This window comes from Bizionia argentinensis JUB59, from assembly GCF_000224335.1.
Classification (GTDB): Bacteria; Bacteroidota; Bacteroidia; order Flavobacteriales; family Flavobacteriaceae; genus Algorimicrobium; species Algorimicrobium argentinense.
On record NZ_AFXZ01000067.1, the window covers coordinates 91,813 to 106,024 of the forward strand.

10 protein-coding genes are annotated in these 14,212 nt (G+C 34.2%); 9 read left to right on the plus strand and 1 reads right to left on the minus strand.

Annotated elements, in window-relative coordinates:
- The first annotated feature begins 25 nt into the window (after positions 1-25).
- The 9 genes from BZARG_RS14075 (at position 26) to BZARG_RS14115 (ending at position 13,021) form a co-directional block, all read left to right on the plus strand.
- Positions 26-2,218, plus strand: coding sequence for a patatin-like phospholipase family protein (locus tag BZARG_RS14075; RefSeq protein WP_008639716.1), 2,193 nt, complete (start codon positions 26-28; stop codon positions 2,216-2,218).
- A 270-nt stretch (positions 2,219-2,488) separates the two neighbouring features.
- Positions 2,489-3,649: a homogentisate 1,2-dioxygenase gene (locus BZARG_RS14080; protein WP_008639535.1), complete on the plus strand. Its 1,161-nt coding sequence runs from the start codon at positions 2,489-2,491 to the stop codon at positions 3,647-3,649.
- 132 nt (positions 3,650-3,781) lie between these two features.
- Positions 3,782-4,945, plus strand: a complete 1,164-nt coding sequence (hppD, locus tag BZARG_RS14085; protein WP_008639724.1) for a 4-hydroxyphenylpyruvate dioxygenase — start codon at positions 3,782-3,784, stop codon at positions 4,943-4,945.
- 140 nt (positions 4,946-5,085) lie between these two features.
- On the plus strand, positions 5,086-5,868 hold the full coding sequence (locus BZARG_RS14090) for a DUF3108 domain-containing protein (RefSeq protein WP_008639679.1): 783 nt from the start codon (positions 5,086-5,088) through the stop codon (positions 5,866-5,868).
- Between the two features lie 8 nt (positions 5,869-5,876).
- On the plus strand, positions 5,877-6,794 hold the full coding sequence (locus BZARG_RS14095) for a tryptophan 2,3-dioxygenase family protein (protein ID WP_008639452.1): 918 nt from the start codon (positions 5,877-5,879) through the stop codon (positions 6,792-6,794).
- Entirely contained in the window at positions 6,752-8,065 is a 1,314-nt protein-coding gene (locus tag BZARG_RS14100; protein WP_237702606.1) for a M23 family metallopeptidase, read from the plus strand. Before BZARG_RS14095 ends, BZARG_RS14100 begins: the two co-directional genes overlap by 43 nt.
- A 4-nt stretch (positions 8,066-8,069) precedes the next feature.
- Positions 8,070-9,710, plus strand: coding sequence for a glucose-6-phosphate isomerase (gene pgi / locus BZARG_RS14105; protein ID WP_008639719.1), 1,641 nt, complete (start codon positions 8,070-8,072; stop codon positions 9,708-9,710).
- Positions 9,711-9,876: 166 nt separating this feature from the next.
- Positions 9,877-12,480, plus strand: coding sequence for a TonB-dependent receptor (locus BZARG_RS14110; RefSeq protein WP_008639729.1), 2,604 nt, complete (start codon positions 9,877-9,879; stop codon positions 12,478-12,480).
- A gap of 103 nt (positions 12,481-12,583) precedes the next feature.
- Positions 12,584-13,021: a hypothetical protein gene (locus tag BZARG_RS14115; RefSeq protein ID WP_008639587.1), complete on the plus strand. Its 438-nt coding sequence runs from the start codon at positions 12,584-12,586 to the stop codon at positions 13,019-13,021.
- Positions 13,022-13,106: 85 nt separating this feature from the next.
- Here BZARG_RS14115 and BZARG_RS14120 read toward each other — a convergent pair whose 3' ends face one another.
- On the minus strand, positions 13,107-14,162 hold the full coding sequence (locus BZARG_RS14120; protein ID WP_040288898.1) for an endonuclease/exonuclease/phosphatase family protein: 1,056 nt from the start codon (positions 14,160-14,162) through the stop codon (positions 13,107-13,109).
- Positions 14,163-14,212: the final 50 nt, after the last annotated feature.

The following is a 14,212-nucleotide window of genomic DNA, read 5'->3' on the forward strand; positions in this document are numbered from 1 at the left end:
ATTAGTTTTTTGTTTTTTTGTCTTCATGACTGGGTTTTCACAAACCCAAGATTCTGAAATGGATGTGAAAGTCGGTTTGGTTTTAAGTGGTGGTGGCGCTAAAGGTTTGGCACATATTGGTGTGCTCAAAGTTATTGACAGTTTGGGTATTCGTATAGATTATGTGGCAGGAACTAGTATGGGCGCCATTATTGGTTCGTTATATGCGGCAGGATATTCAGGAAAACAGATTGATACTATTTTTCGAGATGTTGATTTTGATAAAATCGTAAATGACAATTTACCACGTGCAGCCAAAACATTTTACGAGCGTGATAATGCGGAAAGATATGCCGTTATTTTACCTTTCGATAAATTTAAACTTAAATTACCTTCAGCTTTATCTAGAGGTCAAAACACGTTAAGCTTGCTGTCCAAACTAACTTTGCACGTAAGTGATGTGGACGATTTCAGTAAACTACCTATCCCATTTTTTTGTGTTGCCACTGATGTAGAAACGGGTAAAGCTGTGATTTTAGATAAAGGTAGTTTGGCACAATCTACATTGGCTAGCGGTGCATTTCCATCGCTATTTCAGCCAGTTGTTATTGATGATCAAATTTTAATTGATGGTGGTGTGGTAAATAATTATCCGATAGACGAGCTGAAGGCAAAAGGCATGGATATTATTATTGGGGTGGATGTTCAAGATGGCTTAGCAACGCGAGAAGCTTTGAAGTCTGCGCCGGATATTATTCTTCAAATTAATAATTATCGAACTATTAATGATATGATATGGAAGTCTAAAAAAACGGATGTTTACATAAAACCTGATATTACTGACTATACAGTGGTCTCTTTTGGTGAAGGTGCTAAAATTATTTCAAATGGTGTTTTGGCGGCACAAAAAGAATCCGAAATTTTAGAGCGTATTGTAAGACAGCAAATTGTTAAACCCAAAGTGTTTACGCCAATAAATGTAAGTGATAGTATTCGTATAAACAATATAAATATAAAGGGAATTGAAAAGTATTCGCGCGCTTTTGTTCTAGGTAAATTGAAGATTAAACCAGATAAAAAAATTGAATATAACACGTTTATTGAAGGTGTTAATAATTTGGCAGCTACTAATAACTTTGATTCTGTTATGCATCAATTGGTAGCTACAGGAAATGAAGAGGAGTACGATTTAGATGTTAACGTCATAGAAACGCAAACACGAACCTTTTTCAAGGTAGGTTTGCATTATGACGATTTATATAAAACAGGTGTTTTGCTTAATTTAACGCGAAAACGTTTGTTGCTAAACGATGATGTGGCTTCTTTAGATTTTGTTTTAGGTGATAATATTCGATATAATTTTGATTACTATATAGATAAAGGTTTTTATTGGAGTGTGGGTTTAACCTCACGCTATAATCAATTTAAAAAAAATGTTCTAGCATCTTCCTTATTATCTGATGATGATTTAATGACAATCAATGTAAATAAATTGGATATCGAGGTTTCAGATTTTACCAATCAGTTTTACGTGCAAACTTTATTAGGTAATGATTTCTCATTAGCCTTGGGTGCCGAGCATAAGCGGTTTAAAGCTATTTCTGAAACTATTTTAACGAGTTCTAGTACTGAAGAAACTACCTTTGATAATAGTGACTATTTAAGTGTTTATGGTAAACTAAAATTAGATACTTACGATAATAAGTATTTCCCAAATGAAGGATTTTTCTTTGATGGAGATTTTCATTTATATTTATATTCATCGGACTATAATGATAATTTTTCAGAATTTTCAATTGGGAAAGCTACAATGGGTTATGCTAAAAGTCTTGGTAAATTTTCTACTAATATTACGATGCAAGGTGGATTTAAAATAGGAGAAGATCCTTCACCTTATTTAGAATTTGTATTGGGTGGATATGGCCATAATCTAATTAATAATTTTACTTCTTTTTATGGTTATGATTATTTGTCAATTCCAGGAAATAGCTTCGTTAAAACAACGGTAACTCTAGATTATGAATTGTTTAAAAAACAACATATTATAGCATCTGGTAATTTCGCTAATGTGGCTGATAACATTTTTGATTCTGGAGAATGGTTTACCTCACCAAATTATACGGGCTATGCACTTGGTTATTCCATAGAAACATTTATTGGTCCTATTGAAGCCAAATACAGCTGGTCTCCCGAAGTTAAAAAAAGCATTTGGTATTTTAATCTAGGCTTCTGGTTTTAGAACTAATAAAATATCTATAGGAAATTCATGTTTTTTTCTCCATATTTGTCAACTATGACACATTTCTGGATCGATTTATTAACCCATCTTCAGTTTCTTATCAAAAGAAAACCAGAGTAGTACGCTTACATGTTATAATTTCTAGTCCCATGATTATCGGGGAATTCATATTAATTTCAGTATATTTATCTAGTTTATAACGTGGTGTTCATTGCAAATACAGCTAAAGGTATTGGCAGACTAAAACATCCAATTTAAAAATAAAGAATCATGCCTTTTTATCATAAATTAGGGAAAATTCCGCCTAAACGTCACACACAATTTAGAAAATCAGATGGCAGTTTATATTATGAGCAGCTTTTTGGTACTGTTGGTTTTGATGGAATGTCTACAAACTCTTATCACGAACAACGGCCAACTCAAGTAAAGGAAATAAGAAACCAATACAGCGTTGCGCCAAAAATTGCTAAAGAAAATAGCATTCAATCGTATAGATTTCGTGGATTTCAAGTAAAACCAGAAAATGATTATTTAGAAAGTCGGAAAACCGTTTTAATAAATAGTGATTGCGCTATAATTTTAGCTGCTCCTAAACAATCAACAAGTGATTATTTTTATAAAAACACCGATGCAGATGAGTTGATTTTTATTCATAAAGGAACTGGAAAACTCCGCACCATGCTTGGTAATTTGGATTTTAAATACGGCGATTATTTAGTCGTTCCTCGTGGTATTATTTATAAAATAGATTTCGACACAGAGGATAATCGTTTGTTTATCGTGGAATCCAAGCATCCAATTTACACACCAAAACGTTATAGAAACTGGTTTGGACAACTATTGGAGCATTCGCCATTTTGTGAGCGCGACTTAAGGCAACCACAAGAATTAGAAACCCATAACGAAACAGGAAATTTTTTAATAAAGGTTAAAAAGCAAGACGATATTTTTGAAATGGTTTATGCTTCACATCCTTTTGATGTGGTTGGTTACGACGGTTTTAATTACCCGTATGCTTTTTCAATTCACGATTTTGAGCCTATTACAGGGCGTATTCATCAGCCACCTCCAGTTCATCAAACGTTTGAAACGGCAGCTTTTGTAGTTTGTAGCTTCGTGCCACGTTTATACGATTATCATCCAGATTCTATTCCAGCGCCTTATAATCACAGTAATATAGATAGTGATGAGGTGTTGTATTACGTGGATGGCGATTTTATGAGTAGAAACGATATTGATGCTGGACATATTTCCTTGCATCCCGCTGGAATTCCACACGGGCCACACCCAGGAGCTACCGAAAGGAGTATTGGAAAGACAAAAACAGAAGAATTAGCAGTCATGGTAGATACATTTAAACCATTAAAAGTAACCGAAGAAGCTATGAAAATAGCCGACGAAGATTATTATAAATCATGGTTGGAACACTAATAATAAGAAGCTACCTGCCTTCCGCTGTATCTTTTTTCGTACCTCAAAAATAGATGCCGTTTCAGTCAGGGCTAAAATAAAATACAGTCGTTATTAATTTAACCACTTAATGAATCAACAATTAAAAACATTATGAGTAAAAAAGAGATTAAATCAGTAGAATACGGATTAGAGAAAATATTTGAAGGCGCACAGGACTTTTTGCCTTTATTAGGTACAGACTATGTTGAGTTTTACGTAGGAAACGCCAAGCAAGCAGCCCATTATTATAAAACAGCTTTTGGATTTCAATCCTATGCTTATCGAGGATTAGAAACCGGTTCGAGAGATCAAGTAAGCTATGTATTAAAGCAAGATAAAATTCGTTTAGTTTTAACAACGCCTTTAAACAGTAAGTCCCCAATTAACGATCATATTGTAAAGCATGGTGATGGTGTAAAAGTAATTGCTCTTTGGGTGGATGACGCCAGAAGTGCTTACGAAGAAACAACTAAACGAGGCGCCAAATCATATATGGAGCCAACTGTTGATAAAGACGAGCATGGCGAAATTGTACGTGCTGGAATTTATACTTACGGTGAAACTGTACACATGTTTGTAGAGCGTAAAAACTACAAAGGGACGTTTATGCCAGGTTTTGTGGCGTGGAAATCGGATTATAATCCAGAGCCAACAGGTTTAAAATTTATCGATCACATGGTTGGAAACGTGGGTTGGAACGAAATGAACACTTGGGTAAAATGGTATGAAGATGTTATGGGCTTCGTTAACTTCTTGTCTTTTGACGATAAGCAAATCCACACCGAGTATTCCGCTTTAATGAGTAAGGTGATGAGTAACGGAAATGGCCGTATTAAATTCCCAATTAACGAACCTGCAGAAGGCGCAAAAAAATCGCAAATTGAAGAGTATTTAGATTTTTATGAAAGTCCAGGCGTGCAACATATTGCCGTAGCAACCGATGATATTATTTCAACCGTATCAGATATGCGTGCTCGTGGAATTGAATTCTTATCTACACCTCCAGAAGAGTATTATAGGGCAGTTCCTGGCAGATTAGAAGAATTTAGTCACGAATTACAGGAAGATATTGAAAAGTTAATGGCTTTAGGAATCATGATTGACGCCGATGAAGAAGGTTATTTATTACAAATTTTCACCAAACCAGTGGAAGACAGACCAACCTTGTTCTTTGAAATTATTCAACGTATGGGAGCTAAAGGTTTCGGAGCTGGAAACTTTAAAGCACTTTTTCAGTCTATTGAGCGTGAACAAGCCCTAAGAGGAACTTTGTAATCGTAAAATATCTTATAAAAAGCATAAAAACTCTATCTTAAATAACCGATAGAGTTTTTTGTTTTCTATTTTTGGAATGGAAATTGTAATCTAATGCACAGGACAGCGTTAAGTTGTAATATAAAATTAGAATCAAGCTTATGAAAAAAATAATATTAATCATAGTAGCCTTTATTTCTATAAATCAAGCATTTTCACAAATTGAAACTGCATATGGGACGGGAGAGTGGTTTCGCTTTAAAATGAGTTACAGTGGATGGATGAAAGCTGGTGAAGCAACATTATCTGTTAATGACTCTTATTATAAAGGTAAGCCCGTATATCATGTAGTTGGAAAAGGATGGACAACAGGTGCAGTAAGTTGGTTTTTTAAAGTGGAAGATCAGTATGAGAGCTATTTTGATAAAAATTTAAATGTACCCTATAAATTCATTAGAAATATTAATGAAGGCGGTCATACCAAAAATATTGAAATAGAATTTGATCAAGATAAAAACAAAGCCTATGTTCACAACATAAAACACGACAGTAAAAAGTCCTTTGACACGAAGCCAAATATTCAGGATATGGTTTCAACATTTTATTATTTGCGTAATAATTTGGATATTGATAATCTAAAAGTAAATGATGAAGTTAAAGTTGATATGTTTTTCGACGAAGAAAACTACGGCTTTAAATTAAAGTATCTGGGCACCGAGGTTTTAACTACCAGTTTTGGTAAGGTTCATACCTTAAAATTCAGACCTTATGTTATGGCTGGGCGTGTATTTAAAGAAGAGGAAAGCCTAACGTTATGGGTTTCGAATGATAAAAATAGAATACCTTTACGTATACAAGCCAATTTAGCAGTAGGATCTTTACGAGCAGATTTAGATGCTTTTAAAGGCTTAAAACACCCATTTCAAATTGTTATACAAAATTAATTAATAGTATGAATGACGAAATAACCAAGCAACTCAAAGAAAAATTTGATAATATTGGTCAAGATTTAGACGTACACTTAAAAGGATTATTATATAGTAAACCAATTAATTATTGGGATTACGTTCAAACGGATGCCCTTTTAGATTTGCAAACGCAACGCACGGTTTTACCCGACGAAATGGTGTTTATTATGTATCATCAAATAAACGAGCTATTGTTTAAAATGATACTGTGGGAAATTGATCAAGTGGCTACAGCTGAAAAATTGACGGCCGATTTCTTTTCAACCAAGCTAATGCGTATTAGTCGTTATTTTGATATGCTAACATCTTCATTCGAAATTATGCGAGGTGGCATGGATGTGGAGCAGTACAATAAATTCCGACTTACTTTAACACCCGCAAGTGGTTTTCAAAGTGCGCAATATCGCAAAATTGAAATTTCATCAACCGAACTGATCAATTTAATAGATAATCGCTTCCGAGAAACTATTGATAGAGATACACCTTTCGAACATGCTTTCGAACATTTATATTGGCAGGCAGCTGGAAAAGACTATAAAACTGGTAAGAAAACCTATTTATTAACAGTTTTTGAAGAAAGATACAAAGAGGAATTCATTAGATTTGCGAAATTCTACAACACAAGTAACCTTTGGACCAAGTTTAAAGAATTGCCGGAAGCTGTTAGGGAAAATGAAGATTTAGTAAATGCCATGCGTCATTATGACTATACAGTTAATATTAAATGGGTTATGGCACATTATAATACGGCTAATCACTATTTAAATATTGGCGGTAAAACAAAAGAAGCAACAGGAGGAAGTGAATGGGTAAAGTATATGCATCCAAAATATCAAAGACGAATATTTTTTCCAGAGTTATGGAGCAAACAAGAATTAGCAGATTGGGGAGAGAATATATAATGGCTTTTGCCTTATTAATAACATTAGTAAGTTGCAAGGATAAGGAGCCAGAAGAAGTTTTTGAAGAAGACGAATTTGCTGCGGTTATTGAGCCAGAAGAGCTTAAGGAATTTGGTTTTAACCTAAATGATTACGTTGTAAAACGCGATACAATCCGCAATGGAGATAGTTTTGGCCTTATTATGGAACGTTATAATGTTGGCTATCCTAAAATTTTTCATATTGCGGAACAAACCAAGGAAAGTTATGATATCCGAAAACTTCAGATAGGAAAACCATATACTGTTTTATGTTCTAAGGACTCTTTACAACAAGCACTTTCATTTATTTATCAGCCCAATCGTGAAGAATATGTCGTTCTGAATTTTCAAGATTCTATTCATGCGTTTACCAGCAGAAAGCCAATTACGTACGTTGAAAAGGAATTTTTAGGCGTTATTACAAGTAATATTTCACAAACGTTGGCAGATGGTGGGAAGAGTTTGCTTTTAGCTTACAAAATGTCAGATATTTATGCGTGGACGATTGATTTTACTAGACTTCAAAAGGGCGATCACTTTAAAGTTGTTTACACAGATAAATATATTGACGATACCATTTATGCTGGAATTGATAAAATTAAAGCCGCTTATTTTGAGCATAAAAGTGAGCCGTTCTATGCATTCGAATTTGAAACGGATTCCATTAAAAGGTTAAGTGATTATTTTAATGACGAAGCTAAAAATCTACGTCGCGCCTTTTTAAAAGCTCCTGTAGAATATAAGCGTATTTCATCTCGTTATAATCTAAGAAGGCGTATTGCGCTTTACGGTAATAAAATTAGACCACATAAAGGAACGGATTTTGCCGCTAATATTGGCACACCTATCCGTGCAACTGCAAACGGAACAGTTACCAAGTCCGCTTATACACGTGGTAATGGGAATTATGTAAAAATAAGACATAACTCTGCGTACGAAACCCAATACTTACACATGAAAAGTCAGAATGTTAAGGCAGGGCAATTCGTTAAGCAAGGCGATGTTATTGGTTGGGTTGGTATGACCGGGAATACATCTGGGCCTCATGTATGTTATCGTTTTTGGAAAAATGGTGTACAAGTAGACCCTTTCAAACAAAAACTACCAGAAGCGGAACCTATTTCAGATAGTTTAAGAACGGAGTTTTTAGAATTTATCAAGCCGTTGAAATCAAAATTAGATTCAATTAATGTTCAGGAGGCGATAATTTTAGAAGGTTCGCCAGAAGATTTAATTACGCAATTAGACTAAAATCATGTCATTACCTAAAATTAATCCGACAACCACAAAAGCATGGCAAGATCTTCTTGAGCATTTTTCAAGAATACAAAATGTAAAAATGACCGATTTGTTTGCTAAAGATGCAAATCGAGCTAACATGTTTTTAATTGAGTGGGAAGATTTTTATATCGATTTTTCAAAAAACAGAATTACAGAAGAAACATTAGCCTTACTGTTAAAATTAGCAGAACAAGTCAATCTAAAAGAAGCAATTGCCAGCCAGTTTTCCGGTAATATTATCAATGAAACTGAAAACAGGGCTGTATTACACGCTGCGTTACGGGCACCCGAAACGGAAACTATTTTGGTAAATGGTGAAAACATTATTCCCGAAATAGCTCAAGTTAAAAGAAACATCAAAACCTTTACAAACCAAGTCTTAACCGGAAAGCTTATGGGGTTTACGGGCAAGGCCTTTACGGATGTGGTTAATATTGGTATTGGCGGTTCGGATTTAGGGCCAAACATGGTAGTAGAATCCTTAAAGTACTATAAAAACCATATAAACACACACTTTGTTAGTAATGTGGACGGGGATCATATTCATGAAGTTATTAAAAAAATAAACCCGGAAACGACACTTTTTATAATCGTTTCTAAAACATTTACAACCCAAGAAACACTTTCCAATGCTTATACCATAAAGAAATGGTTTTTAAGCCATGCTTCAGAAGAAGCTGTTTCTAAACATTTTGTTGCAGTTTCTGCACATGGGAAAATCGCGGAAAAATTCGGAATTTTGCCAGATCGAGTATTTCCTATGTGGGATTGGGTTGGTGGCAGATTTTCTTTATGGAGCGCTGTTGGATTATCAATAAGCTTATCCATTGGTTATGATAATTTTGAAAAGCTCTTAAAGGGTGCTCATAAAATGGATATTCATTTTAAAACAGCGGATTTCGATAAAAACATACCTGTTATTTTAGCGTTAATAAGTGTTTGGTATAATAATTTTTTCGAAGCGGAAAGTGAAGCTGTTATTCCTTACACACAATACTTTGATAGATTTACAACCTACTTACAGCAGGCTGTCATGGAAAGTAATGGAAAATCTACAGATAGAAATGGAGAGCCCGTAAACTACCAAACAGGAAGCATAATTTGGGGTAGACCTGGTACAAATGCGCAACACGCTTTTTTTCAATTACTTCATCAAGGTACTAAATTAATACCAGCTGATTTTATTGGGTTTGGCGAGTCATTGCACGGAAACCAGGATCATCAGGACAACTTAATTTCTAACTTTATAGCACAGACTGAGGCTTTACTTAACGGAAAAAGCAAGAAAGAGGTCATCGAAGAGCTCAAGCTAAAGGGCAAAACTGTAGAGGAAATTAAAACGGTGTTACCATTTAAAGTGTTTGAAGGAAATAAACCAACAAACACCATCTTCATTAAAAAGCTTACACCAGAAAGTCTAGGAAAGCTAATTGCACTTTATGAGCATAAAATTTTTATCCAAGGTGTTATTTGGAATATTTTTAGTTACGATCAATTTGGAGTCGAGCTTGGTAAAGAGTTGTCGCAAAATATTCTTCAAGATATAAAAAATAACACTTTTAGTAATTATGACCCTTCAACTGCCAATATTTTGAAGTTTTATTTGAAAAAGTAAATTAAAATTGTTGAAAAGACTGTTAATAGTTTTATTTTTAATCATTATGATAGTTTAAAATATTCTATATCTTTAGGGAGAGAGAAAATGTTAACCTTTAGTTAATGTTAATTTGCTTTAATAACTTAATTTTGTCTGAAACTTAGAAACCAATCTTTTTAATGCAATGAAAAAAATTACAAGATTATTATTTTTAGCAGTAGCGTTTTTGTTTACTGGAATTACAATGGCCCAAAGTACTGTAACGGGTACTATAATGGATGCCGAAATGAACGCGCCGTTGCCAGGTGCAAACATCATTGAAAAAGGTACTACTAACGGTGTATCTTCAGACTTTGATGGTAAATTTACTATTACAACAAGAAGTGTAAATACTATATTAGTAGTTTCTTATGTTGGATACGAAGCTAAAACCTACACGATTACGGGTACTAGAGATTTAGGTCAAATCGCTTTGAATAGCGATAACACATTAGAAGAAGTGGTTATTGTAGGATCCGGAGTTATTGATTTAGCTGAAGATAGAGCTACACCAATTGCCGTTTCTACAATTAAAAGATCAGAAATTCAAGAACGTGCCGTCGGTAACGTAGAGGTTTCTGAAATTATTAAAAACACACCATCTGTTTATGTTTCAGGACAATCAGGTTTTGGTGATTCACAATTATTCCTACGTGGTTTCGATCAAACAAACATTGCTGTGTTGTTAAATGGTCAGCCAGTAAATGGTATGGAAGATGGTAAAGTATATTGGTCTAACTGGGCTGGTATTGCAGATGTTGCTAACGGCGTGCAAGTGCAACGAGGTTTAGGTTCATCTAAGTTAGCTATTTCTTCAGTAGGTGGTACTATGAACTTAATCATGAAATCTACGGATAGAACTAAAGGTGGTTTTGCTCGTTTTATGGGTGGTAATGATAGTTACTTTAAAGGAACTGTTTCTTATGATACAGGTTTAAATGAAAACGGGTGGTCTTTTTCAGTATTATTGGACCACTGGCAAGCACATAGAAAATGGGCTCAAGGTACATTTGGTTCAGGTCAAACATACTTTTTGTCTGCTGGATATAAGCCAAATGAAAATCACACATTTAATGTTTTACTTACCGGTGCGCCACAACAGCACGGTCAGAGATGGTCTCAAAGTGAAGAAACTTTGAAAGAGACTCCTAAATTTAACCAACACTGGGGTTATACTGAAGGTTTAAATGGAAATCAATATTCAGAGAAAATTCAGTCTGAAAGAACAAACTATTACCATAAGCCAGTATTTAACTTAAACTGGGACTGGGAACTTTCTGAAAAATCAGAATTGTCAACAGTTGCTTATGCATCATGGGGACGCGGTGGCGGAACTGGTGATCGTGGTCGTGGTAGATTAAGAACAGCAGATGGTCAAATGGACTATTTTGCAATAGAACAACAAGCATTAGCTGATAACAATGGTATTGGTAATGAAAGCGGTGAGAGTAACTCAAGTTACATCCGTCGTTCATCAGTTAACAATCACTCATGGTATGGTTTAGTTACAAACTTTAGTCATGATTTAACGGATAACTTAAGTTTTAACGTGGGTGCTGATATTCGTTTATATAGAGGTGATCACTTCCGTCAAGCAACAGATTTTTATGGTCTTTCAGGTTGGGCTAATGACCGTCCAGATGGTGGTATTATAACGGAAACGTTTGATGCAAAACCATGGGCGTCTTTATTTAACTATGCTGATAAAGATCAAAGAATGGCTTATGACTATTCAGAAAACATTAACTATCAAGGTGCTTTTGGCCAAATTGAATATGCTAATGATAATTTCTCTGTATTTTTCCAAGGAGCTGTTTCAAACCAATCTTACCAAAGAGATGGTCGTTTTGACAATGGCGGTGGCGAAGGTTTAGGTAAATCTGAAAAGTTAAATAAAATGGGTTATAACCTAAAAGGTGGTGTTTCTTATGCTATTGATCCGGCAACAAGTCGTATTTATTTAAATGCGGGTTTCTATTCAAGACAACCATTTTTAGATAATATCTTTAAAGATATTAGAGGTTCAAACCAAATTTTAAGTCCAGAAGTGGATAACGAAGAAATTACAAGTATTGAACTAGGATATAAATTTAAAGTTGAAAATTTCAGAGCTGACTTTAACTTCTACTATACTGATTGGGATAACCGTGTAATTCTTGGTTTTGATAGACTTGATAATGGTACACCTAATGATGATACAGATGATATTGAAATTAATATTTTTGATAGAGGAGTACGTCAAATCCATAGAGGTGTTGAGTTAGATATGGAGTACCGCCTTTCTAATATTCTTAGCTTAACTGGATATCTTTCTGGTGGTTCTTGGGAGTATGATGGAACATCTGATGTATCAGTTTATGATGATCGTACAGGTAACTTGATTTCTGAAACTTCAGGAACAAACAGAGATGGTATTAAAATCACTAATGCTCCACAATTTACTGCTGGTTTTGGTGCAAGAGCTAAAGTAACGGATGGTTTGTCACTTTATGGTAATATAAACTATTACGAACGTATTTTTATGAATGACGGAAATGATGTACAAACAGAAAATGTTGGTACGCTACGTCCTTATTCTATGACAGATTTAGGTTTATCTTATAACTTTGAGTTTGGTGGTCAGCGTTTAACGTTGGTTGGAAACGTTTATAACTTATTTGATCAAGAAAGAATTCAATTCACAGATAACTTTGGTGTTGTTAAGTCAAATGGTATGACTTTTAACGCATCAGTTAAATATATCTTCTAATTAATATTGGAATAATATTCTTAAAACCGCTTCTTAACCGAAGCGGTTTTTTTATGCGCTTAATTTGTTACATTTGTATCACTAACTATAAAATATAATAAACATGTATAATACCGTAAACATTTTACATTCCTACTGGGCATATTTGGTGCTCTTAATACTGGTTTTAGCTACTTTTAATGCCATTATTAAAGCCGTTGCGGGAAAGGAATATTCAGCTAAAGATTTTAGAATTTCATTATTTACTTTAATTGTATCGCATATTCAGTTGCTTTTAGGTATTGTGCTATATTTTGTAGGACCTTATATTTCGTTAATTGGCGATATGGGAATGGGCGCAATTATGAAAGATAGTACCTTACGGTCTAATATCGTAGAGCATCCATTAACTATGATTATTGCAGTTGCATTAATTACTATTGGTTATTCTAAACATAAAAAGAAATTGACATCTAAAGCTAAACTTAGAATGATTGCAATTTTCTATTCAATAGCACTAATATTAATTTTAGCCAAAATTCCATGGAGTGTTTGGATGTAATATTAAGTGACTGACACATAAAAAAAGCGCCTTTTAATTACTCTCGTAATTAAAAGGCGTTTTTTTTATGATGATAATCTACCTGTTATTTTACTTCTTTTATTAAGTAGATATATGTGGGGAAGTGGTCACTAAAACCATCACTAAAACCACCGTCGGCAAAACTACGGAAAGGGTAGCCCTTGTAGCGTCCTTTTTTAGTTACTAAATAACTTTTATTAAAAATTCCAGCTTGATAAAAACGGAAGGATGAGTAGTCTTTTTCTAAAAATGGCTTCGTTAGCATTATCTGATCAAATAAACTCCAACTATCTCGGTAAGCATTCGAGCCTAGCCCATTGCGATGAAAGTTTTCCATCGGATTATAAATACCTTTAAGATTAACATTTTCTTTATCTTTTTCGGTTTTTAAAATCTCCTTTAAACTGATGTTAGTAGGATTGTCATTAAAATCGCCCATCATAATAATTTTAGCATAGGGATCTATAGTTTGTAAAGAGTCTATAATTTTCTTGCTTAACTTAGCGGCTGCAATACGATTCGGTCGACTTTTAGCTTCGCCGCCGCGCCTAGATGGCCAATGATTTACCAATATGTGAATTAGGTCTTCTTCTAATTTTCCGCTTACTAAAAGCTGATCTCTAGTATAAACACGTTTATGTGAAGCATTATCAAAAATTAGTAACTCATGACTACTAGTACTAATCGGCGTAAAGAATTTCTTCTGGTATATTAACCCGACATCAATACCGCGACGATCTGGCGACTCGTAATGCACAATACCATAATCTTTAGCTATAAGTTCGGGGTCATTTATTACGTCTTTTAAAACCTCTTTATTTTCTACTTCTGCAACACCGATTATAACTGGTGAGTTTGGAATTAAGTCCGTACCAATATCCGCCAATACACGCGCCAAGTTCTGCACTTTCTTTAAATAAGCATTGCCTCTATGACTGACGCTCATTTCCATCATGGGACTGGCTTCGTCATTTTTTGATGGGTCATTAATCGTGTCAAATAAGTTTTCTAAATTATAAAATGCCACTGTATGAATTTTAAATTTTTTGCCATCCTGTGCTTTTGCGCTGATAGTAAAACACGCAATGATCATGATTATATAAATTTTAAAATGTTTCATGTAGTCAAAGAATTATGTTTATTTTTAATTATGAATTTTATAATTAAATG

Bases quoted from the DNA above. Each gene is read 5' to 3' on its own strand.
- BZARG_RS14120 (WP_040288898.1), bottom strand. From the start codon at position 14,162: ATGAAACATTTTAAAATTTATATAATCATGATCATTGCGTGTTTTACT.
- BZARG_RS14095 (WP_008639452.1), top strand. From the start codon at position 5,877: ATGAATGACGAAATAACCAAGCAACTCAAAGAAAAATTTGATAATATT.
- hppD (WP_008639724.1), top strand. From the start codon at position 3,782: ATGAGTAAAAAAGAGATTAAATCAGTAGAATACGGATTAGAGAAAATA.
- pgi (WP_008639719.1), top strand. From the start codon at position 8,070: ATGTCATTACCTAAAATTAATCCGACAACCACAAAAGCATGGCAAGAT.
- BZARG_RS14075 (WP_008639716.1), top strand. From the start codon at position 26: ATGACTGGGTTTTCACAAACCCAAGATTCTGAAATGGATGTGAAAGTC.
- BZARG_RS14090 (WP_008639679.1), top strand. From the start codon at position 5,086: ATGAAAAAAATAATATTAATCATAGTAGCCTTTATTTCTATAAATCAA.
- BZARG_RS14110 (WP_008639729.1), top strand. From the start codon at position 9,877: ATGAAAAAAATTACAAGATTATTATTTTTAGCAGTAGCGTTTTTGTTT.
- BZARG_RS14115 (WP_008639587.1), top strand. From the start codon at position 12,584: ATGTATAATACCGTAAACATTTTACATTCCTACTGGGCATATTTGGTG.
- BZARG_RS14080 (WP_008639535.1), top strand. From the start codon at position 2,489: ATGCCTTTTTATCATAAATTAGGGAAAATTCCGCCTAAACGTCACACA.
- BZARG_RS14100 (WP_237702606.1), top strand. From the start codon at position 6,752: ATGGAGCAAACAAGAATTAGCAGATTGGGGAGAGAATATATAATGGCT.